Source organism: Streptomyces sp. NBC_00316 (assembly GCF_036158715.1).
Lineage (GTDB): Bacteria > Actinomycetota > Actinomycetes > Streptomycetales > Streptomycetaceae > Streptomyces.
The window spans coordinates 90,013-111,435 of sequence record NZ_CP108023.1 but is presented as its reverse complement, the minus strand read 5'-3'; the positions used below and the strand labels follow the sequence as shown (position 1 = coordinate 111,435).

The following is a 21,423-nucleotide window of genomic DNA, read 5'->3' as shown; positions in this document are numbered from 1 at the left end:
CCGGACCAGGCGCACGGGGGCGTGAGGGAACCCGCCCACCCACCACGGACCGGCCCCCGAAGGGCCGTCGCCGAGCGGGAAGCGAAAGCGGGAACCCAGCGCATCCAACACCGTTCGGGATGCGCCCAGTACGCAACAGTGGGCCCACGACTCACTCATGCGCACTGGCTAGGAACGGTTACTTGGTCAGGTAGGCGTCGTAGATGGTCTGGTTGACGGTGTTGCCCTGTCGGTCGACTGCCTCGGCCTTGAACGAGACGCTGCCGCCGGCCTTGGGGTTGGTGACCTTGATCCGTCCGTCGCACACGGCCAGCTTCTGCCAGTGCGCACCCTTGTCGTAGGAGACCTGCACGGTCAGGGACTTGAGGTTCTTCCCCGCCGCGGAGCCCTTCACCGTCACCGGCACCTGAATCCTGGCCCGCGCCTTGCTGGTGTTGTCGAGAGCCAGTTCAGGGGTGAACCGCACGACGGAAGTGGGCAGGGCGGTGAACCCCGGGGCGTACTCGGAGGAGAACGTCCAACTCGCCTCGACGCTCGTGGAGACGTCGGCCACCGAACTGCGGTCGATCGAGGCCGTCAGCCGGTATTCCGCCCGCTCGTCCGGCGCGATGTAGCGGGTGTCCATCGGGTAGATGCTCCGGTAGACCAGTACTCCGTTGCGGTGCCAAGTCGTCAGCGCGCTGTCGTACGGCGACATGTTGTAGCTGTACCTGTCGTAGTGATCCGAGAACATGGGCAAATCGCCCATCAGCCATTCGTTGAATCGACTGAAGCCCGCACCCGGCGGGAGATCGGGCCCGAAGACACCCACATTGAACACCTGCTGGTACGTACGGCCCGGTTGGAACGACGGCTGCACGGCTGATTCATAGCGGCTGTCCGGCTCTGCGCCGTTCGCGTCCCACTGGTAGAACACCGTGTTCCACGAGGGGTCCTCTGCGAACAGGTGCATGGTGCCGATGTACGGGAGGGCATGGTAATAAGGGAGGCCGGCACCGTCCGCGGTCCCCGTCGAGACGCCTCCGAACTTGTTCTTCGCCGATGCTCCGAGTTTCACCTTGACCTTGGCGAACTCGCCGGACTGGACGTGGTCGGTGAAGCCGGTCATGACCTTGTCGCCCTGCGGTTTGTACACCAGGTGGTATTCGTCGTGTCCCTTGACGAAGTCGAGCTCGAGCTGCTGGATCACGTGGCCCGCGGGCGCCTCCGGGCCGAGGTGGGCGGTGCGGAACTCCTTGAAGGTACTGATGAAGAGCCCGTACCTGGCGTAGCGTTCGCCTGGTGCCTCGCTGCCCGCGCTGATGTGGCCCTGGTACTGCTGGGCGGTGCGGTCCGGGACGGTGACATCGATCGGCTTGGCGGTGCGCGCGTCCACCGTCACCGTGGTGTCGCCGGTGACCTCGAGCGCGGGCTGGTTGAACCAGTCCGAACCCTGGGTCCACGAACCCGCCGGGTCCACCCGGATCGAGGAGTTGAGGAAGTAGCGGCCCTTGGGGACGCGCACCGCGTACGTCTCTCCGGACAGCACGATGTTCTCGAGGCCCTGAGCGGCTCCGGTCAGGCCGGCCAGGTTGGCGTCCCAGGATGCGGCGGGAGCGGGCTCGCCCTTGCGGTCCAGGGGCTTCACCGTGACGGTGTAGCGCTCCGACTCGCGATCCACGGCCAGCGCGGTGCCGACGGTCTGCCCGTCGCCGGCGGCGGTGATCCGGCCGCTGAAGGCTCCGAACGTGTCACCGCCGACCCGGGTGTCGACGGTGACCTTCACGGTCTGCTCGCCGTGCGCCGGGATCGTGACCTGGTCGTCGGCGGTGAACATGCCACTGGGCGCGGCATTGCCGTCCGGGCCGGTCGCGTCGATGGTCAGCTTCAGGGTGACGGGAGAGTCGCCCAGATTGCGGTAGGTGAGGCCCTTGCCGACCGGCTGGTCGTCGGTGTGCGGCCACTGCGCGACACCGAACGAGAGCGACGTCTCCCGGGGGACCACGGTCTGCTTGATCGCTGTCCGCAGATCGATTCTGCCCGAGCCCTGCTCGAACGCGGTGTACCCGCCCGGTGTCGCCGAGGCGATCAGCGCCTTCTTGATGTCCTGGCCGGTCCAGTCGGGGTGCTGCTGAGCGAGGATGGCGGCGGCGCCGACCACGTGTGGGCTGGCCATGGAGGTGCCGTCGAGGGCCATGTAGCCGTCCGCGACCGGAGTCCCGAGGCCCTCCAAACGGCTGCCGGGCGCGACCGCTGCTCCGATGGCCACGCCGGGCGCCGTCACGTCGGGCTTGATCCCGCCGTCCTCGGCACGCGGGCCGATGCCGGAGAACGGGGCCAGCCGGTCCTGCTTGTCCACTGCGCCGACGGTGAGGGCGGCTTCGGCGCTGCCCGGCGTGGCGATCGATCCGGCTCCGGACGCGCCGAGGTTGCCGGCCGCGATGACGAAGAGAGTTTCGCTCTCGGCCGACAGCTTGTTGACGGCCGCTTCCATCGGATCGATCTGGGGGCCGTTGGTCGTGCCGAGGCTGAGGTTGGCGACGTCCGCCTTCTCGGCCACGGCCCATTCCATGCCCGCGATGGCCTGGGACATGGTTCCGCTGCCGGAGTCGTTGAGGACCTTGGCGTTGAGGATGCGGGCTCCCGGCGCCACACCCTTGTACGTGCCGCCGGACTTGGCTCCGGTACCGGCCGCGATGGACGCGACATGCGTGCCGTGACCGTACAGGTCCTTGATGCTCGCCGCGTCGGAGAAGTTGTGCGCGGCGACGACCTGCCCGGCCAGATCGGGGTGGGTGTCGTCAATGCCGCTGTCGAGGATGGCGATGCGAGCACCGGTGCCGTTGAAACCGGCCGCCCACGCCTCGGGCCCGCCGATCTGCGGCACGCTCTTGTCCAAGGAGGCCTGGACGACTGCGTCGAGCCACACCGAGGCGACGCCCGGCACGACGGTGCGGTTCGTGGCGTCTGCCGACCCGCTGGTGAGCGTGGCCCACAGGTCCGCTGTGCCGTTCGCGGGGGCGGTGACGGCGTCGGCGTTGATGCTCGCCAAGGTGCGCCGCACCTTGGCACCCGCGAGGGACCGCAGCGCCGTCCTGGCCGCCGGACGGTCCGCCTCGTACCTCACGATGAGCCTCAGGCCCTGGCGATCTGCGTAGGCGGGCGCACTCTGTGCGGTGACGTCGAAGAGCTGCCGGTCCAGCCGGCCGCTTTGGACCAGGCTCCGCGCGTCGTCGGGCATGGCGTAGGTGTGCCCGCCGACGGTTTCCACCCGGATCGCCATGTCTTCCCGGCCCTCGGCACGACGCAGGGAGACTATTTCGCCCTTCTCGTTCACCTCGATCCGGTCGCCGGTGATCAGCGGGATCCACCGCCGCACGGGGCTCCGGGGTGCGCCCTGGATCTCGGGGCCGGGCCTGAAAGCGGAAGCCGACGTCGGAGACGGCGCTGTGTTGGTGGGGTCTGCGAGTGCCACGGACGCCGACGGGGTAACGGCGACCAACAGCAGACTGAACCCCACGACCGCGCCGAACGCAGGTTTCGTGGATGTGAGTTTCACGGTTTCCTTTCGCTCAGTCGCCCCGTGCCGGCCCATGGATCGCATGGCCGGACCGGGGTACGGCGCACAGCGAAGCACCAGCCACAGAGAGTGTCAACGGTGTGATCATCATTGGGTGTCAACCGTGTGTTCTTCAGTGGGAGCCGGCCGAACGAGGCGACCCGTGAGCGGCCAGGAGCGCCACCCGGAACCCATGCGCCGTACAAGTGGCCGCTGGAGGTGACGAGTGCTCAAACTGACTCCCAACAGGGGTATGCAGTTCCGGGCCGGGCGCGGAGCGGGAGGAATACGTTCGTTCCGGTCGGCGCCGCATCGGCGGCAAGTGATCACCCATCAACGCCGGACCTCGATCCGTCGACACGACAAGACGTCATCTCATTTGGTTTGTTGGGTAGGCTGCCGGCCATGGCGGGGATCGTTGAGCGGCTGGCGCCGGATGAGTTGTGGGAGTTGTTTCAGCGGGTGGTGCCGGCCGCGATCGTGTTCGTGGCCACGTCAGGCTGCACATGGCAGCAGCTGCCCACCGCTTCGTTCGGCCCGTCGGGGGCGACGGCTCACAGGCGTTTCTCCGAGTGGACGAAGGCCGGGTGTGGGCCAAGCTTCACCGCGTGGTGCTCGACGAGCTCGGTGCCCGCGGCGAGTTGGACTGGTCCCGGTGCGCGATCGACTCGGTGAACATGCGGGTCCTGAAAAGGGGGACCTGACAGGTCTGGATCCTGTCGACCGGGAGACGTGCGGGTCGAAGATCCATCTGATCGCCGAGCGGACCGGTCCGCCCCTCTCCGTCGCAATCTCGGGGGCGAACCTGCACGACAGCCGGGCCCTGATCCCCCTCGTGCAAGGGATACCGCCGATCCGCTCCCGCCGCGGACCGCGGCGCCGCAAACCCGGCAAGCTCCACGCCGACAAGGGCTTCGACTACTCCCACCTGCGGCGATGGTTGCACCGGTGCGGCACTCGGCAACGCATCGCAAGGATAAGGAGTCGAGTCCCCACAGCGACTGGGCCGCCACCACTGGACCGTCGAGCGCACCATGTGCTGGCTCGCCGGCCGCCGCTCTCTCCACCGACGCCACGCGCGCGAAGCCACGCACTTCCTCGCCTTCACCAGCATCGTCTGCACCCTCATCTGCCACCACAGGCTCACCAAATGAGATGACTTCTTGGCCGGCCCCCGGCCCGAGCACGAGCCGGGCGTCGCAGCGCTGTGCTGCCACGCGCAACGGGCCAGGCTCTGCTTGAGGTGGCCGAAGCGGTGGCCGACGGCATTGCGGGGGCACAAGACGGCGCAGTCAGTTCGCGTTGCCCAGAGCCCAGGACTCGATGTCGCGGTAGTGGATCGGTCCTCGGCTACGGGCGATGTTGCTGCCGACCAGGTGCAGACGTTCGGCCGGCCATCGGTGACCGGTGAACCCGGTGATGCCTGCGGCGATCTCCGCCGCCGAGGTCCGGTCGCCCCGGCGGGCGCGGGCCAGTGTCAGATGGGGGCGCAGGGGCCGGCCCTCGAAGGCGACACCGCAGTTCCTGACCGCGGTACGCACGTCGGCGGCGAGCGTGTGCAGTCCGTCGAGGTCCCCGTCGATTCCGCTCCACAGCACCCGGTCGTCGAAGTGTCCGCTGCCGCGCAGTGCCAGGGACAGTGGCTGGTGGGCGGCCGCGAGGTCGGCGAGTGGCGGGCGCAGAAACGGAACGGTCGTGGCCGGAAGCTCCCCGAGGAACGCCAGGGTGATGTGCCAGTCCTCAATGCGGTTCCACCGCATGTGGGGGTGCGTGTCGTAAGCGGGGCGCAGTTCCCGGGCGAGTTCTTCTTTCGCGTGGTCGGGCGGGGCGAGGGCGATGAACACGCGAACGCGCGCGGGCTGATTCTGTTCGTTCACACCGGACTTCGTACCCCATCCGGGCGATGTCCTCCACCGCGCAGGAACCGGGCTCCGGGGCCGCCGAAACCCCCGCATCCGCATCATTCTCCCTGGCCACGGCGGTGGACGCAGCGTGCGCAGCGACATTTCACTACGGAGGCGAAGTGACGGGGGAGCCCCTCGAGTCGCGTGGCGATGAGGGCAGGCCATGCGGTGAGAACAGCCATGGATCGAAGAAGCCACAGACGGTGTCCCGGGCAGACGGCTCGGTGAGGTCTTGCCGGGGCATTCTCCGCCGTCGCAGAGGCCGCATGCGTCCGGCCCCGTGTGCGATGTCCTACCAGGTGTGCGAAGAAGCGCGCGGGACGTCTGTTACCGAGATCAAGTCCACCGCACCGGTGACGCGCCGATTGACGCGACCGGTGGTGCGCCGGAGCGCGCAAGCGGTTGCTGTTGATCATTGAAAGGGTGGGTGTAGTGATCAGTGAACGTCGGGGCCGTGTCCGCGGCGTGTGGGTGCTTGCTGCAGGCGACGGTAACGGAAATGTCCGTAATCGGTAACTGGTCGCGGTGGGCGTGCCGTCGGCCTCGCCGACGGGTCACAGTTTGGGTCCTCGGCCCACGAGAGGCCGGGAACCCGCACCGCCCTGCAGCCTGTATCGGCTGGTGGGGCACTGTTCTTGAGGGGGCATCACCATGTCTGCTTCTGTCACCGCCCGCCGTGTGGCGGCCACCGTCCTGGCCGCCGGGGCCGTCGTCTCCGCCGTCGCTCTGCCGGCGTCCGCGCATGACAACGACCGTCACCGGCACCCGCGGGTCGAGATCAGCGCTGTCCAGGCCGACAGCCCCGGCCGTGACACCCGGACCAACCGGTCGCTGAACGCCGAGTGGGTCGCGATCACCAACAACGCCCGCCGCGCGGTGAACCTGGACGGCTGGACGCTGCGTGGCGAGGACGGTCACCGTTACCGCTTCGACAACGTCCGCCTCGCCGGCCGTTCCACCGTCCGTATCCACACCGGTGTCGGCCGCGACACCCGCACCGACCTCTACCAGGACCGCCGCAACTACGTGTGGGACGACCGCTCCGACACCGCGACCCTGCGCGATGACCGTGGCCGCACCGTCGACACCGAGTCCTGGGGCTGGGGCTGGGGTCGGGGCCACCACCACCGCCGCTGACCCCCGGCGCTGAGCGACTGCCCACCCCCGTGACGGGCTGAGCGCTCCGCCATCCATGCAGGCCGTGCGCCGGGACAGTCCGATCTGCCCGGCGCACACGCACGCGCGCAGCGGTGCCACGACAAGCCGGCACCGCTGGGCGCGACCGCAGCCCTGCCTGCCCCGCGGTGCTGCAGGTCACCCCCGACTTCGCTGCCCCATCGAACGTGGTGTGGCCACCGTCGAGCGCCGGCGGATCGTCCGGCATGCTCGTTGCAGCCCGAACTGGCTGACGTCGGCAGCCATGGCCGTCCTCACCTTCGAGCTTGAACGGTGAAAGGGCGCAATCATTCGGGCGAAGTCATTTGGGGACGGCAAGGCATGAAGGCACAGCGAAGGCTCGTGCGCGGCTGCGGAAAGCCGCGTACGAGCCCTCGAATTCACAGGAGCCCTCATGAACTCACAGGAGATTCTGAATCCGTGCGGGTCTGTTCCGGGGCATGCGTCATGCGAATCCGCGTGAATTAATGAATGGGTTGATGCGTCACGCTGATTCGATGACCCAGCAGGTCTTGTACGTCAGGATTTCGCTGCCCTCGACATTGGCCACCTGGATTCCGATGGCGTACAGGCCTTCGGAGCTCTGTGCCGTCGTGTACCAGGCCTGCCCGCTCCCGGCGCCGCCGTCGTACGAATGCCAGCTCCAGTACTTGATCGTCCCGGGGTAGTTCCTCGAAACGAACCTGACCTCGGGGTGGTGGCCGTCCGAGTTGATGTCGAGGGCGGTGAGCTCCAGGTCTACCTCCCCCGTGGTGCCCTTGCTGTACCACCGGTAGCCGAGCTCCCCCTGGGCCCCGGAGGAGGTGCAGTCCAGGTAGCGCCAGTCGGAGTTGCCCTGTCCGGCCTGCGCAGTGCCGGCCGTGGTCACCGCGAGAAGCATGGCGGCGCCGACGCTCAGCGGAATCATGTACTTGCGCATAAATTTATCCCCCTTGAAGTTAATTCAAAGATCGAGATCGGCAGTCTTTCCCTTGCCGAGTCGGCTGTCAAGGGCGGAAAGAGCGTTATCGGGCGGCTGGGTGTCGATGGGCGGGAATTATTCGGTACGAGGATTTCGGGTGGTGAAATGCAAATGGCTGGAATGTCGCGTGCCCCCATTCGGAACAGGTAATTCCGAATGAGGGCGCGCCAGGTGGGCGGGCCACGTCGCCAGGTGCGGCGAGTGGAGTCTGCGAGAAAGGCGAGACATGCGCGGCAACAGGGGCGGCCCCGAAGGGTGCGGCCCGGGGCGCCCGGAAATGCCTGGCGGACATGGAGGCGGGTGGCTAGAGCCTGTCACGAGACAGCCGTGCTACCGGGTCCTCTGTACGGAGAACTCGTTGCCGTCGGGGTCGAGCATCAGCGCCCGGCCGCCGCCCTCGCCGGTGTCGGTGCGCGTCGCGCCGAGCGAGACCAGGCGGTCGACCTCCGCCTCCCAGTCGGCGGCGGCAGGGAGCGCCAGCTCGAAGTGCAGCCTGTTCGTGCCCGTCTTCGGCGCCACCGGAGGACCACCCCACGTGATCTTCGTACCGCCGTTCGGCGATTGGATCGCGGTCTCCTGGTCCTGGTCCCAGACCAGCGGCCACCGTAGCGCTTCGCTCCAGAAGTAACCGACCTCCTGCGTTCCGTCGCAGGCCAGCGCTCCGATGACGCCGGTGTCGGCAAGGAACTTGTTGCCCGCCTCGATGACGCAGAACTCGTTGCCGTCCGGATCGGCGAGCACTACATGCCCCTCTTCCGGGAGCTGGCCCACGTCGATGTGCTTCCCGCCCAGTTCCAGTGCCCTGGCCACCGTCTGCTGCTGATCCTCCGGGGAGCTGCTCGTCAGGTCGAAGTGCGCCCGGTTCTGGCCGATCTTCGGCTCCTGGCTCGGCAGGAACCGGACGCGGAACCCGGCGGAATCAGGGGGCAGGATCGCGACGTCGTCGTCCGGACCGTCGGCCAACTCCCAGCCCAGGACCCCCGACCAGAACCGCGCCAGGCCCGACGGCCGGGTCGCATTGAAGCAGATCGCGAACAGTTGACTGGTCATACCCCGAACATCTCCGATCCACTGACGGTCGATACGGCGTCTCGCCCGCCGCGCGAGCGCAGCCTAGGGGTGGCCGTGCGGTACCCGCATCAGAGTTTCCGTCGCGGGGGAGCGCGGTCACGCGTCGGGCGTGCCGGGGCCGTGCCGTCAGAACTCGGGTTCTGGCTCGACTTCTGTGGTCCGTGACTGTGGGGCACCGGTTGGATCTCGAAGAGGGCTTCGCCCCCAGCGGGAGTCGTTACCGAACCGGTGAACTGCTGTCGTGGGCGCGAGAGATCGCACACGTGTAAGAAGTCAGGTTCGGAGTGCTGAGTCTGTGTGTAGCCTGTCGATCTATTCGAACGGCATGAGGGGCCGGGGTGGGCAGGGAACGCCAGCACGTCAGCGTCCAGCTCCCCGAGGGGTCCTGGTGGGACTGGGACGTCATCACCTGGAATGCCGGTCAGTTTCGTCTGGCAGCGGGTCATGACCTCACCTATCAGCACGGCTTGGAGCTGGTCTTCGGCGATCCGGCTTTCGTCAGCTGCCCGACGACGTTTCATGATCCGGTCTTCCGGGTGCCGACGAGCGAGGAGTTGATGCGAGTCGCTCGCCAGCTCGGTGAGGAACCACCGGTCCTCGTCGCTTTCGAAGCGGACGCGGGCGGTGGGGAGCCTGTCTCCTGCCTCATTGCCGCGGACCGGTTCGAGGTCGTGCATGAGACCGTTCTGAGGTACTGGCGGGACGACGCAGCCCCCGGCCGGCGCTTTGCTCCGTGGGTGCAGCCTTCGGTGTAGTCGACGAGGCGAGCTATGCGGCCACCACCAGAGCGGACGAGGACTCCGCTCACTGGAAGCAGGAGTGGCCTGCACCGGTCCGGCAGCCGTCAGGACGATTCTGCCCCGGCTCCTGTGCCGAGGCCGAGTGCCCGTCCACGCGTCAACCTCGTTGTTGTCAAGACATCGTCTGTCGGGCACTCAACTTCGTTCAAGCGCAGACTGTTTGAGTCAACAAGAGATCATTAATCTGCACTGTGACGATACGCATCTACCTCAAGGAGTGCCGTGTCCACTGCCCCCCAGGTGTCCGACATCCTCTCGCCCGAGTTCGCGACGGATCCCTATGCCGCGTACGCGGCGATGCGCGAGAAGGAACCGCTGATCTGGCACGAGGCCACGCAGAGTTACATCATCTCCCGCTACGACGACGTCGAACGAGTCTTCAAGGATAAACAGTCCGAGTTCACCACCGACAACTACAACTGGCAGCTGGAGCCCGTCCACGGCAAGACGATCCTTCAGGTCAGCGGCCGGGAACACGCGGTGCGCCGCGCGCTCGTCGCGCCCGCGTTCCGCGGCAGCGACCTCCAGGAGAAGTTCCTGCCCGTCATCGAGCGCAACTCGCGTGAACTCATCGATGTCTTCCGGTACTCCGGCGCGGCCGACATCGTCAGCGACTACGCGACCCGGCTCCCGGTCAACGTCATCGCGGACATGCTGGGTCTGGACAAGGCCGACCATGCGCGCTTCCACCGCTGGTACACCGCGGTGATCGCGTTCCTCGGCAACCTCTCCGGAGATGCCGAGGTGACCGCTGCCGGCGAGCGCACGCGTGTGGAGTTCGCCGAGTACATGATCCCGATCATCCGCGAGCGGCGTGACAACCTTGGTGACGACCTGCTGTCAAGCCTGTGTGCTGCCGAGGTCGACGGCGTCCGAATGAGCGACGAGGACATCAAGGCGTTCTGCAGCCTTCTGCTGGCCGCCGGAGGTGAGACCACCGACAAGGCGATCGCCAGCATCCTGGCCAATCTGCTGCAGCACCCCGAGCAACTTGCCGCGGTCCGTGAGGACCGGAGCCTGATAGCCGCGGCCTTCGCGGAGACGCTGCGCTACACCCCGCCGGTCCACATGATCATGAGGCAGTCGGCCACCGACGTCGAGGTCAGCGGCGGCACCATCCCGCAGGGCGCCACGGTGACCTGCCTCATCGGAGCCGCCAACCGGGACGGGCGCCGCTACCGTGAGCCCGACCGGTTCGACATCTTCCGGGACGACCTCACCACGACCTCGGCGTTCTCGGCCGCGGCCGACCACCTGGCCTTCGCGCTCGGCCGGCACTTCTGCGTCGGCGCGCTGCTGGCCAAGGCAGAGGTCGAAATCGGTCTGAACCAGCTGCTCGACGCCATGCCCGACCTCCGTCTCGCCGACGGCTTCGACCCGCGTGAACAGGGCGTCTTCACCCGAGGCCCGCAGTCGCTGCCGGTGCGGTTCACCCCGGTCACCGGCTGAGCGCACACCCGTCGTCGCGCCCACCCTCTTCGCGTGCCGGGCAATTGGAATGGGCTCAGTGCGATGTGGCGGGAGCGGGCCGGAGCCGGCCCGCCAAGGGCTATGGCGATCAATCAGCCCCTCCGCCGGTCGGGCATACGGGTGCAGACCTGCACGCGGACGGGGCGGGACGAGTCGCGGGAGGCGGCCGGCGCGGTCGCGTTTACTTCGGGTCGCGGTTGAACTGCGCCGTCGACCAGCGGTAGCCGAGCGCGATCAGGCCGATGCACCAGGCGATCGCGATCCAGCCGTTGTTGCCGATCCCGGTGCCGAGGAGGAGGCCGCGGAGGGTCTCGATGGCGGGGGTGAAGGGCTGGTACTCGGCGATCGGCTGGAACCAGCCGGGCATGGTGCCGGCCGGGATGAAGGCGCTGGAGATGAGGGGGAGGAGGATCAGCGGCATGGCCATGTTGCTGGCCGCCTCGGGGTTCGGGCTGGCCAGGCCCATGCCGACCGCGATCCAGGTGAGCGCCAGGGCGAAGAGCACGATGAGCCCGAATGCTGCCAGCCACTCCAGGGCGGTTGCGTCCGTGGAACGGAAGCCGATGGCCACGCCGACGGCGCCGACGGTGACCACGCTCATGACGGATTGCAGCACGCTGCCGAGAACGTGCCCGATGAGTACCGAAGGGCGGTAGACCGCCATCGTGCGGAAGCGGGCGATGAGGCCCTCGGTCATGTCCATGGAGACGTACACCGCGGCCCCGATCACGGTGCTGCCGATGGTCATCAGCAGCAAGCCCGGGACGATGTAGGCGACGTAGTCGGAGCGGTCGGCGCCGCCGCCGCCGATGCCTGCGCTCATCACGTCGCCGAAGATGTAGACGAAGAGCAGCAGCATCGTGATCGGCGTGAGCAGCAGGTTCAGGGTCCCTGACGGGTAGCGCCGCGCGTGCAGCAGGTTGCGGCGCAGCATCGTGTTCGAGTCGCGTACAGCGAGGGAGAGGGAGCTCATCGGACGGTCTCCTTGGCCTGGTCGGGGACGTTGGCTGGGCCCGTCAGGGCGAAGAACACGTCGTCGAGGTCGGGGGTATGGACGGTCAGTTCGTCCGCCTCGATGCCGGCGGAGTCGAGCCGGTCGAGAATGGAACGCAGTTCGCGCTGACTGCCGTCGCTGGGGATGGACAGCGACAGTGCCTCGTCGTCCCGGCTGACCTCTCGCAGGGCGTCAGCGGCGGACTGGTACAGGACCGGGTCGGTGAAGCGGAGCCGGATGTGCCCGCCCGGGATGAGCCGCTTGAGTTCCTCGGCAGTGCCCTCGGCGGCGATCTTGCCGTCGTTCAACACAGCGATGCGGTCGGCGAGTTCGTCGGCCTCCTCCAGGTACTGGGTGGTCAGGAAGACGGTCACGCCGTCGGAGACGAGGCCGCGGATGATGCCCCACATGTTGTGTCGGCTACGGGGGTCGAGTCCGGTGGTCGGCTCGTCGAGGAAGATGATCCGCGGGCTGCCGACCAGCGTCATCGCAAGGTCGAGGCGGCGCTTCATGCCGCCGGAGTAGGTGGAGGCAGGCTTCTTCGCGGCCTCCACGAGGTCGAAGCGCTCCAGGAGTTCGGCGGCGACCTGCCGGCCCTCGCGCTTGGACAGGTGGTGCAGGTCCGCCATGAGGAGCATGTTCTCCTCGCCGGTGATCAGGCCGTCGACGGCGGAGAACTGGCCTGTGACACCGATCGCGGCACGGACCGCCTGTGGGTCGGCGGCCAGGTCGTGCCCGCCGACGTGAAGGTCACCGGCGTCGGCGGTGATGAGCGTGGACAGGATCTTCACGGCGGTGGTCTTGCCGGCGCCGTTCGGCCCGAGCAGCGCGAACACAGACCCGGCAGGGATGCGCAGATCGATACCGTCGAGGACGACCTTTTCGCCGTATGACTTGCGTAGCCCGACGGCGGAAACCGCGGTCGGCGACGGGTGACCGTCACCTGGGCTGGACGTGGGCATGACAAATGAAGGCATGGTGACTTCCTTCCGAAGGCTGAAGACACAGGGGGAGTGGAAGCTAATTCGGAACTCGAATTGAGACTGTCCGTGACTACACGTCACTCGTGTCGTCATGGGGAATGGTGTTGAGCGGCCCGCCGCCGGAGACCCGCCCGCCGGGGGCACTGGCAGGGCTGAGCCAGGTCTCGCCGGCCGGCTCAACCACCCGGTGGAAAGGTCTCCGGCGGCTTCTGGTGGCCGGTCGGCCCGTCGCCTGTTCGCGCTGCGCTCTGGCGAACGAACCGCGTGCGGGCCACGCCCACCGGCATGAGGCGACGGGTGCTACTTCTCGGCCGTGCCGGGCTCCCCGCTGATGGACTCCTGATAGACGTCCGCATAGGTGCGTGAGTCCTTGACCAGGTCGTCGCAGAACGCGGCGACGTCCTTGCCGATGAGCGCCAAGACCCCCTTGCCCGCGGCAGCGCCCTCCTGGAAGAAGTCGACGATCCCGGGGAGCAGGGGCCCGTCAGGCAGGTCGATCGGTCCGACCTTGAACAGGTACTTCTGAATCTCCTTGTAGACGATCTGGTAGTCCGGCGGGAGCGCCTTGACCCGAGCCGTGTGCGCCCGCCACTGCTTCTTGCCCTCGATGATGTCCTGAATGCCCACGTCAGCCTCCCAGCCGGCTCAATTTCCTTGCGACGTTCCTGTTCAACTGCTCGCGCCACCGGTCGCGATAGGTTCGAGCCCCTTCTCCGCCGGCCAGCGCCGTGCAAAAGCCTCGGATGTCGTCGCCGAGCACCTCGTGGACGCTCTGCCCGTCCGCCGCTGTTTCCTCGAGCAGCCCCAGGGCTGCGTCGAGGATCGGCATCAGGTTGCGGCCGGTGAAGTCCCCATGGGGAAAGAGATCAACCTTGATCTGTTCCCACGCCGCCCGGTATTCGTCTGGCAGGGCCTCGGCCCGGGCTTCGAACGCCTTCCATTCCCTGGTGAGATCGCTGCCTGTGATCGTCTCCCAGAAGTTCATCTCCCGCCCTCCTTGAGCCTGTCGATGCGTGATGAGACGTACTGCCATTTCGTCCAGAACTTCGCGAGTTCCTCGCGTCCGGCGTCGTTGAGCGCGTAGAACTTGCGCGGCGGACCGACCCCGGATGGTCGTTTCGTCACCTGGACGAGTCCGTTCCTCTCCAGCCGCAGCAAGATGGTGTACACCGTCCCCTCGATGACGTCGGTGAAGCCGAGCTCGTTCAGCTGCCGGGTGATGGCATACCCGTAGGTTTCCTCGCTGCCGATGATTTCGAGCACGCACCCTTCGAGCGTGCCCTTCAGCATCTCCGTCAGGTCGTCCATCGCGAGTCCTCCTCGGCCGTATCGGTACTGCGTAGTACTGAGTACCACTATACGGTATCACCGAGTAGTGGGGGCTGCCAGCGATCGGCGAACGCGGACCGGACTCTGCGATCCGCGAGCGAAGGAGGAGATCGGATGTGACGTGGACCTCGGTCCTCCGGTGTTCGAAGGGGACTTCACCGGTTGCCACGCCGCACGCCAAACCTCCACCGGCCGTCTTGCCCTCTGCAGGCTTGGCGCCCACCCCGATCCCAACACGCTGAACTTGACGGAGAATCGGCAGGACGGGGCCGCGTATTCATCGTCACAGCCGGCGCCGGCGCCGGCCCTGTCGCCTATGAGCCGGAAGCCGGGTCTCGACGGCCGATGGGCCATCCCTTCGATGGTCACGTAGGTCAAGGGCGATCGGCGATGCGGTGCGCCAACCAGGCAAGGGCGGGTGGCATCCGGTATTCGACCGCATGGTGGCCGCCCTCGAACAGCTCGAAGTGCACGCTGTCGTCAGCCACTCCGATTTCGGTGAGCGCGTCGCGGAACGCCAGCGCGCCCAGGTCGAGGAACCACTCGTCGCGGATGCCGGCGTCGATCCAGATGCCGCGCTGGGAGCGGAGGGCGTCGGCGTGCGTGGTGGCCATCCGTACGGGATCCCAAGCCAGCCAGCGCTGCCACTCGTGCTCGCGCAGAGCTCCGGTGCGGGGGTTGAAGGGAAGGATGGGGGAGCCGTCGGGGCCGGGCGAAAAGCATGCGGAGACGCCCAGGATCTCAAGGAGGTTCAGGTCCTCCTCCTTGGTGAAGGCGACCCTGGAGTTGAAATCCTCCCACCAGCGGAAGATGTCGCCGTCGTAGGGCCTCAGTTGGCGGGCCGCGGTGAGGAAGTGCGGGACGTACTGGGCCTCTGACAGCGAGTCGCCGGAGTGGGTGGCGAAGGCTCCGAACAGATCCGGGCGGAGCATCGAGGTGATCGCGGCGCCGAGTCCGCCGCTGGACTTGCCCGCGATGGCTCGATGCTCGCGCTGCGGGAGCGTGCGGTAGTGGGTGTCGACGTACGGCACGACCTCCTCGCACAGGTAGGAGTGGTATTGGCCGGTCCCCGGCGAGTCGATGAACTGGCTGCCGCCGTAGGTGGTCCAGGCGTCCACGAATACCAGCAGCATCCCGGGTGCCTCCCCGCGGGCGAACATCTCGTCGACGAGCTCGGGGACGGGTTTACGAAAGGCCGTGCGGTTGCGCCAGACCGGCAGTGTTCCCGCGTAGCCGAGCAGGAGATACGTGACGGGGTGGCGGCGTTCGGGCGCATCGTCGTAGCCGGGCGGGGTGTAGACCCACAGCGGGCGTTGAGTCGGGTCGTTGAGCGGGTTGGCTCGGAGCAGCGCGCTGTCGATGACGTGTTCGTCGATGCTGCCGGCAAGCTTGAAGGTCGACATGCCCCCGGACAGTACTACGATTTCAAAATATCTGAATGCGTAATGTCCAGAAGGTATGGTGGCGACGTGACATCACAGCATTCGGCCGCGGAATCGGCGCATCCACGGGACTCGATCGACCGGCACATCGATCGCTGGGGGCGTGAAGTCACCGGTCTGGTGCCGGAGTTGGAGGGCGCCGTCACCCGCATGCAGATGCTCGTCCGGCATCTGCAGCAGAAGAAGGAAGCCGCCCTGGCGCGGCACGGCCTGAAACTCTGGGAATACGAGATCCTGTGGCGCCTGCGCTCGGCGGGGAAGCCGTACCGCATGTCACCGACGCATCTCGCTCGAGGGCTCGGCGTCCACCCCGCGACCCTCACCAACCGCCTCGACCGCCTGCAATCGGCGGACCTGGTCACTCGCGAGCACGCGCCGGAGGATCGCCGCAGTCTTCTCGTCGGGCTGACTCCCCGGGGAGCCGAGGCATGGGCAGCGGTGATCGACGATCAGCGGGAAGCCGAGGCGACGCTGTTCGCTCACCTGGCCAAGGAGGAGTTGGAGCACCTGAGTGCCTTGCTTCGGGTCGTGGTCCTCGCTGTCGAGGAGAACGGCCCGCCCCTCATGCCGCACCACGACTGAGCCCCCACGATCGCCGGCCAGGGCGGCCCGTTCACCTACTGCGCCTGGTCACTTGTCGCTCGCCTCGGCATACGGAGACGTGAACGGCTCGGCGGCATCCTCCACGAGTACCACCATGCCGCACGACCTGCGCGGATGAAGTTTTCGGCAGGCGCAGGCGCAGGGTCGGGGACGGGCTGCGGACGCTTGACCCGCCCGCTTCGGGCACTGCCGATGAGTTTCTGTCGGCTGCCGAGTCAGTACGGGCATGACTGCTATGAACAAGCCGCCGGTCGTCTCCCGCTCGGAGTGGCTGGCCGCAATCGACACCCTGCGCGGCCGGGAGAAGGCGCACACCCGGGAGGGCGATGCGATCGCCGCCGCACGGCGACGGATGCCCATGACCGAGGTCGACCCGTCGACTCCGCTCGTCGGAGGCAACGGAAAAGTTCCCCTGATCGACGTCTTCGACGGCCGTACCCAGCTGTTCGCGTCGTATCACATGTGGCACGACGGCCGCCCCGCCGCCGACCAATGTGAAGGCTGCACCTTCTTCACCGGCCAGGTACGCGAACTGTCCTATCTGCAACAGCGCGACGTCACCTTCGCCGCCTTCTGCCAGGGCCCCTATGAGGAGTCCGAACGCTACCGCCGCTTCATGGGCTGGGAGATGCCCTGGTACTCCGTACCCGCCGAGTCCCACGACCGGCTCCTCGCCGGCCGCCACTTCGGCATGAAAGCGTGCTACCTCCGAGACGAGGACCGCGTCTACGAGACGTACTGGACCACCGGCCGAGGAGTCGAGCCCATGACGCCCTCCTACGGCATCCTCGACATGACCGTCCACGGACGGCAGGAGATCTGGGAGGACTCCCCGGCGGGCTGGCCACAGCCGTATGAGGTCCGCGGCCAGCAGTTCCGCAAGGACGGACGGCCAACCGCGCAGTGGGCACGGATCGCGGCCGGGCACGACGACGACCTCCACGGCGAACAGTCCAGCACGGGCAGTTCGGGCTGCTGCGGCTGAGCACGGGCCCGACAGCCACAGCGGAACCACCGTCCGAAGACCGCGGTGGGCACAGCACGTGTGCCCACCCCGCTCCGCGGGTGATCTGGAACCGGCGGACCTTGTCCCGGTAGACCTCGTGGTCATAGCCGCTGTCGGCGTACAGATACGTGGGGCGGCGCAGTGGCTGGTCGCGCTTGCCGCGGATCGGCGGGACGGCTGGATCAGCGGGATCAGTTGGGTGACGTCGTTGCGGTTGCCGCTGACCACCCGCGCCTCGGCGTCCGCCTGGTCGACCCGGTCACAGGCCCGGACGTCCACGACCCGGTCCCGGCCGTCCGCGAGCCGCACGAAGTGGACCGGCGCGTGCCGGCACCGCCGCTTCCTGTCGGGCCGGTGCAGCCAGAACGGCCGCGAGGCGATCCCTGCGACCTCGGGCTTGCGGTCCAGCAGGATCAGCCTGTCGCGCTCCAGCCACGACTCGTAGCCGACGTGGTCGCCCACCGTCGCGGAGAAGCACGAGCCCGCGAGGCCCAGCTCGTCCTTGGCCCAGCGGAACTCGCGCATCGGAGCAGCGGTCTCGAACCGCCGGTTCCACTCCTGCCCTCGCCTGCTGCGTCGAGTTGACCGTCCAAAGGGGACCGTCTCATCGGCCAGCTGCATATGGTCCAGCCAGTTTGTCCTGCCGATGGTGCCCCCCACTTTTCGGCGGGTCGCGGCCCCTTGTGGGCTGCCGTGGCATCGGCCAGATCCGGCCCGACGGCCACCTGTGGTCAGACGAACTACGCCGCACCCAGACGCTGATCACTCACCCGGTCGCGCTGTAACGGCACAGTCCAGCGCATCGCGCACGAGGGCACGAGGGCACGAGCGGCGGCCCGTACGCCGGGCTCGCCGCGGGCGTACCCGCGAGAACCGAACGCTTCGAAGCTCTGCTGCGCTCCGCCTTCGACACACTCATCAACCCGCCGGCGGCCGGCACGCACGTCCTGGCCCTCGGCGCCTGGGACATCTTCGCCAAGAGCCGAACCCCGCAGCTGCTCCTGTTCGCCACGGACCACTGTTCCCTGTCAAGTCATTGTGTTCAGTCCACACCGCTTCCGTTGGAGTGAAGAACTCGATGAGCCGCTGCCCTCCACCCCTCAACGCGTAATGGTTTATCTGAGGCAATCAGGATTGAAAGGAGCAAGATTTTGCATGTCAGGTGTATCGGGACAATTCTGAGCGCTGCCGCGCTTACCATGCTGGCCATTCCGGCGAACGCTCACGCCGCAGCAGTCGCCTGCGGTGGTGGTGTGTCGACCGGCAGGGTGGCCGTCAACGGCTGCATCAGCGCCGAGCGCGGAAAGGAAGGCAGGATCTATACCCGGGAGATCACCGCGTACATCAAAGCGCGCAACACGGGGCCGAGGGCGGTGAACGTCTCCTACGAGGCGTTCTTCCGTGTCGTCGACGGTGGTTACTGGGTGAAGCTGGGCAGCGGCCGTACCTACATCCCTGCGGGTGGGACCGTCGAGCCCACGGAGGTGGGAAGCTCAACCCGGCCGTGCGCGCCCCTCAAGGTGGAGATTCGCGTACACGCCCGCGCCGACGGGGGCGCCTGGAGCGGCTGGTCCACCGCCGGCACGGCACAGTGCCAGACCTGAGCGGCCAAACATGCGGCCGGCACCTAAGGGCTGTCCCGTAACCCCTGGCGGGCGCACGACGACAGCTACGGCACCTCGCCGCGTTGTCGGAACGCCCGTATACGCCCAGTATGCGGACGTCCCTCCGCCTTGCGATGCACCGCATCTGACGCCGCGCGCTGATCCACCCGGGATTAAGGGACAGCCCTTAGCCTTCGTCGGCGGCGCCGACGACGGCGCACTGCTCCGAAGCGCGTCCACCTCGCGCCGCGGCAACGCTTTGGAGGCCCTCGCGCGGGCGGAAGCTGGGTCAGGGCGCGGGGAGGGGCAGGATTCCATGAATGACCAGTGCCGGCGGCGTGGGCGTGATGGTCACCTGGTTGCCGTCCGGGCCGACGTGCACCGTGACGGCATTCGGCAGGTGCACGTTGGTGGCGGAGAGGTAGACGGTGTCCGAGGCCGGGTCAAAGTAGAGCTTTGCAGAGTCGGCGCGCACCAAGCTCTCGTCGAGCACTCTGCCGTGGACCCACTGCGCCCCCGCCGACGACGGGAGCAGGCCGTACGGGCCCAGGTCAGCTTCACAACTCACATAACCCGCACGGCCCTTCTCATGTCACGGACCAAGCCGACCCTCATTGCCCCCAAGATCGTAACGACCTGGGGAACGATCGACTCGCCGTTGGTGCGGCTTCTGTCAGACCGCTGTGGGAGGCTCCGTCGATGGAATCTTCAAAGGTGATTGAGACACTGTGGGACCGGATCCAGGCTCGGGACTGGGCAGGCGTCGCCGAGTTGATCGCGGAGGATGTCGTTGTCGAGTGGCCGATCAGCCTCGAACGCATCATCGGCCGGGAAAACTTCGTCGCGGTGAACCGTGAATATCCGGAGGGCTGGTCGATTCGGGTGCTCAAGGTGGTGGCCGAGGGCGACGAAGTCGTCTCCGAGGTCGAAGTGCCACACGACAGTCTTGGCGTCTTCCGTGCGGCATCGTTCTGGACTGTCCGTGACGGGCAGATCGTCCGTGGGACGGAGTACTGGACGAGCCTGGGAGCGGACCCGCAGCCTGAATGGCGGGCCACCTTCGTCGAACCGATGTAGTGCGGCGGGCCCCTCTGAGCCCCGACCTTCATTGCTCCCAAGGTCGTGAGCGCGCAGGACCTGGTGCCAGAGTCCCGGGGCGCACTTGGCTCAGAGTCTGTGGTCGATCTTCTTTTCCCGCATCAGCTTCCCCAGTTCTGTGTCCGACAGCGGGTGCAGAGTGTTCAGGAGATGGCGTAGCCCAGGTTCGTCAAGGGTCTGGCTGGTGACCTCGACCTCCGCGTTCCGGTGGCGGCGGGTAAGGGTGACCTCGCGGGCACCGCCGGGGAAGTCGCGGACCCCATCGCCCGGTCGGGCGGCGGAGTTTCATGAACAGAGGATGGATACCGCAGCCAGGCCATGCTCGCTGAACCATCGGTGAGAAAGCACCTGTCACCAACCTTCGCTGAGAATCGCTCAAGCTTCGCTGCGAGAGGTCAGCGGCCCGCCCGCCTGCCCTGCTTGTTTGCGCATCTCCTCGGTCGTGTCGAGGCCGTACGCCTTGCCGGTGGGGCCGACGCGGCGGGCGGAGAGCAGGACGTCGATGCCGCCGCCGGAGCCGAGGTCCAGGACGCGCTCGCCTTCGTGCAGGTCGGCGACGGCGGTGGGTTGCCTCGGCCCAGCACGGCGACGGACGCTCCCGGCGTCCCGATGGCAGCACCAACGTTATGAAGTGGTGGCGGTGCAGGCCCGCACGGCCCGTGGACACCGACCCCGACCTCGCTCACATTCGACAAGAGTTGAGCGTCACGCCGGCGGCCGGGTGAGTTTGGCGGCCACGGCGTCGAGGACCCAGTCCAGGCCGGTCTCGAAGGATGCCTCGGCGTCCACGTCCGTGCCGTCGTACACGGCCTTGGCCAGCGCCGGGAAGCGACCCGTGGCCAACATTCTCGTCACATGCGGGCCGGAGGCGCGCTGCCAGTCGCGCTTGGACAGGCCCGTGGCGCGTTCGGCCCGCAGGTTCGCGGTCTCGCGCCTGATCGCGCCAATGAAGTAGGCGCTGACGGTCTCCACGGCGCGCATGACGGTGTCGACATCGGTGAGGCCGTCGAAGGCGGCCAGCGTGGCCTCGGTCACGGCGAGGCCGTTCGGACCCAGGGCCGGGCGGCCGCCGAGCAGGTCGGCCAGCCATTCGTGACGGAGAGCGGCCTGCCTGGTGCGCTGGGCGAGGACGCGCAGCGCCTCCCGCCAGTCACCGGGCTGCTCCTCGGGGCGGATCTCGGCTTGGACCTCGTCCACCATGAGGTCGAACAGCTCCTCCTTGGTGGAGATGTATCTGTACAGCCGCATCGGGCCGGCGTCCAGACGGGCGGCGACCTTGCGCAAGGACGCCGCCTCCAGCCCGCCCTCGTCGGCCAGCGCGATGGCGGCGGCGACGATTCGTTCCCGGTCGAGCGGCACGGGTTGAGTCGGCGGCTCCGGCCGGTCCCACACAGTCATAGTCACACCGTACCGTTGCGATGCATCGTAATGAAGAAATACAGTG

At 67.5% G+C, this 21,423-nt stretch carries 20 protein-coding genes and 2 pseudogenes; 8 read left to right on the top strand and 14 right to left on the bottom strand.

The window, feature by feature from the left end; translation table 11 throughout:
• Positions 1–178 precede the first annotated feature (178 nt).
• The gene (locus OG878_RS00565; protein ID WP_328884878.1) at positions 179–3,358 is read right to left on the bottom strand and encodes a S8 family peptidase; all 3,180 of its coding nucleotides are present in this window, start codon (positions 3,356–3,358) and stop codon (positions 179–181) included.
• A 585-nt stretch (positions 3,359–3,943) separates the two neighbouring features.
• Here OG878_RS00565 and OG878_RS00560 point away from each other — a divergent pair.
• Positions 3,944–4,692, top strand: a pseudogene (locus OG878_RS00560) (IS5 family transposase).
• Positions 4,693–4,830: 138 nt separating this feature from the next.
• On the opposite strand, the gene thpR reads toward OG878_RS00560, so the two are convergent.
• On the bottom strand, positions 4,831–5,415 hold the full coding sequence (thpR, locus tag OG878_RS00555; RefSeq protein ID WP_328884877.1) for an RNA 2',3'-cyclic phosphodiesterase: 585 nt from the start codon (positions 5,413–5,415) through the stop codon (positions 4,831–4,833).
• Between the two features lie 678 nt (positions 5,416–6,093).
• Here thpR and OG878_RS00550 point away from each other — a divergent pair.
• Positions 6,094–6,579, top strand: a complete 486-nt coding sequence (locus OG878_RS00550; protein WP_328884876.1) for a lamin tail domain-containing protein — start codon at positions 6,094–6,096, stop codon at positions 6,577–6,579.
• Between the two features lie 523 nt (positions 6,580–7,102).
• Here the strand turns inward: OG878_RS00550 and OG878_RS00545 are convergent.
• A complete protein-coding gene (locus OG878_RS00545) occupies positions 7,103–7,537 on the bottom strand; it encodes a hypothetical protein (RefSeq protein WP_328884875.1) in 435 nt (144 codons plus the stop codon).
• 372 nt (positions 7,538–7,909) lie between these two features.
• Positions 7,910–8,629, bottom strand: a complete 720-nt coding sequence (locus OG878_RS00540) for a VOC family protein (protein ID WP_328884874.1) — start codon at positions 8,627–8,629, stop codon at positions 7,910–7,912.
• Between the two features lie 359 nt (positions 8,630–8,988).
• Here OG878_RS00540 and OG878_RS00535 point away from each other — a divergent pair, with 359 nt between their 5' ends.
• The gene (locus tag OG878_RS00535; RefSeq protein ID WP_328884873.1) at positions 8,989–9,405 is read left to right on the top strand and encodes a hypothetical protein; all 417 of its coding nucleotides are present in this window, start codon (positions 8,989–8,991) and stop codon (positions 9,403–9,405) included.
• Between the two features lie 267 nt (positions 9,406–9,672).
• Positions 9,673–10,899 (top strand): cytochrome P450, encoded by a 1,227-nt coding sequence (locus OG878_RS00530; protein WP_328884872.1) that lies wholly within the window; start codon positions 9,673–9,675, stop codon positions 10,897–10,899.
• Between the two features lie 202 nt (positions 10,900–11,101).
• Here OG878_RS00530 and OG878_RS00525 read toward each other — a convergent pair whose 3' ends face one another.
• From OG878_RS00525 to OG878_RS00500, 6 genes are all read right to left on the bottom strand, one after another.
• Positions 11,102–11,893 (bottom strand): ABC transporter permease, encoded by a 792-nt coding sequence (locus OG878_RS00525; RefSeq protein ID WP_328884871.1) that lies wholly within the window; start codon positions 11,891–11,893, stop codon positions 11,102–11,104.
• Positions 11,890–12,891 (bottom strand): ATP-binding cassette domain-containing protein, encoded by a 1,002-nt coding sequence (locus OG878_RS00520; RefSeq protein ID WP_328884870.1) that lies wholly within the window; start codon positions 12,889–12,891, stop codon positions 11,890–11,892. The genes OG878_RS00525 and OG878_RS00520 overlap by 4 nt, the downstream gene beginning before the upstream one ends.
• Positions 12,892–13,197: 306 nt before the next feature.
• Complete coding sequence (locus OG878_RS00515; RefSeq protein ID WP_328884869.1) at positions 13,198–13,524, bottom strand: DUF1048 domain-containing protein; 327 nt, start codon at positions 13,522–13,524, stop codon at positions 13,198–13,200.
• A 1-nt stretch (position 13,525) separates the two neighbouring features.
• A complete protein-coding gene (locus OG878_RS00510; protein ID WP_328884868.1) occupies positions 13,526–13,882 on the bottom strand; it encodes a DUF1048 domain-containing protein in 357 nt (118 codons plus the stop codon).
• On the bottom strand, positions 13,879–14,205 hold the full coding sequence (locus OG878_RS00505) for a PadR family transcriptional regulator (protein WP_328884867.1): 327 nt from the start codon (positions 14,203–14,205) through the stop codon (positions 13,879–13,881). Before OG878_RS00505 ends, OG878_RS00510 begins: the two co-directional genes overlap by 4 nt.
• A gap of 395 nt (positions 14,206–14,600) precedes the next feature.
• Complete coding sequence (locus OG878_RS00500) at positions 14,601–15,629, bottom strand: alpha/beta hydrolase (RefSeq protein WP_328884866.1); 1,029 nt, start codon at positions 15,627–15,629, stop codon at positions 14,601–14,603.
• Between the two features lie 66 nt (positions 15,630–15,695).
• Between OG878_RS00500 and OG878_RS00495 the strand changes: the two genes are divergently transcribed.
• Together OG878_RS00495 and OG878_RS00490 are read left to right on the top strand one after the other, a co-directional pair.
• Entirely contained in the window at positions 15,696–16,250 is a 555-nt protein-coding gene (locus tag OG878_RS00495) for a MarR family winged helix-turn-helix transcriptional regulator (RefSeq protein WP_328884865.1), read from the top strand.
• Between the two features lie 247 nt (positions 16,251–16,497).
• A complete protein-coding gene (locus OG878_RS00490; RefSeq protein ID WP_328884864.1) occupies positions 16,498–17,256 on the top strand; it encodes a DUF899 family protein in 759 nt (252 codons plus the stop codon).
• 303 nt (positions 17,257–17,559) lie between these two features.
• Here the strand turns inward: OG878_RS00490 and OG878_RS42100 are convergent.
• Positions 17,560–17,802 (bottom strand): annotated as a pseudogene (locus OG878_RS42100) (TnsA-like heteromeric transposase endonuclease subunit); the annotation flags it as partial.
• 728 nt (positions 17,803–18,530) lie between these two features.
• Between OG878_RS42100 and OG878_RS00480 the strand changes: the two are divergent.
• The gene (locus OG878_RS00480; RefSeq protein ID WP_328884863.1) at positions 18,531–18,881 is read left to right on the top strand and encodes a hypothetical protein; all 351 of its coding nucleotides are present in this window, start codon (positions 18,531–18,533) and stop codon (positions 18,879–18,881) included.
• 289 nt (positions 18,882–19,170) lie between these two features.
• Here the strand turns inward: OG878_RS00480 and OG878_RS00475 are convergent, their stop codons facing one another.
• Positions 19,171–19,449, bottom strand: coding sequence for a hypothetical protein (locus OG878_RS00475; RefSeq protein ID WP_328884862.1), 279 nt, complete (start codon positions 19,447–19,449; stop codon positions 19,171–19,173).
• A gap of 131 nt (positions 19,450–19,580) precedes the next feature.
• Here OG878_RS00475 and OG878_RS00470 point away from each other — a divergent pair, with 131 nt between their 5' ends.
• On the top strand, positions 19,581–19,958 hold the full coding sequence (locus OG878_RS00470; protein ID WP_328884861.1) for a nuclear transport factor 2 family protein: 378 nt from the start codon (positions 19,581–19,583) through the stop codon (positions 19,956–19,958).
• 396 nt (positions 19,959–20,354) lie between these two features.
• Here OG878_RS00470 and OG878_RS00465 read toward each other — a convergent pair whose 3' ends face one another.
• Together OG878_RS00465 and OG878_RS00460 are read right to left on the bottom strand one after the other, a co-directional pair.
• Positions 20,355–20,474 (bottom strand): hypothetical protein, encoded by a 120-nt coding sequence (locus tag OG878_RS00465; RefSeq protein WP_328891086.1) that lies wholly within the window; start codon positions 20,472–20,474, stop codon positions 20,355–20,357.
• A gap of 210 nt (positions 20,475–20,684) precedes the next feature.
• Positions 20,685–21,377, bottom strand: coding sequence for a TetR/AcrR family transcriptional regulator (locus OG878_RS00460; RefSeq protein ID WP_328884860.1), 693 nt, complete (start codon positions 21,375–21,377; stop codon positions 20,685–20,687).
• Positions 21,378–21,423 lie beyond the last annotated feature (46 nt).